This window comes from Phocaeicola sp. RTP21198st1_B8_RTP21198_201120, assembly GCF_040929485.1.
Classification (GTDB): Bacteria; Bacteroidota; Bacteroidia; order Bacteroidales; family Bacteroidaceae; genus Phocaeicola; species Phocaeicola dorei.
On record NZ_JBCOCI010000595.1, the window covers coordinates 768 to 1,000 of the forward strand.

The 233-nt window shown below is 45.5% G+C and carries 1 protein-coding gene; it reads right to left on the minus strand.

All coding sequences use genetic code 11. The features are described 5' to 3' along the window. A partial coding sequence (locus AB5935_RS28395) for a hypothetical protein (RefSeq protein WP_368328157.1) occupies positions 1-233 on the minus strand: 233 nt, incomplete at both ends.

The following is a 233-nucleotide window of genomic DNA, read 5'->3' on the forward strand; positions in this document are numbered from 1 at the left end:
TCCAAGCCCAAAGAAGCATTGACGATATAGCGGTTCAGCAAAGTATAGTTCATTAAAGCTACCCCATTGATGCTACGTGTCTTAGAATCTCCGGAACTAATTTTACGTACGGCACTTCCGATAGTAGGGTCGGCAAGACCGGAAGAAGCATTACCGGAAGTTTCACTTCCATAGCTGGATTTTGTCGTTTCCACAGTACGGAACACGCCGGTTGCAATGATGCTATGCTTATC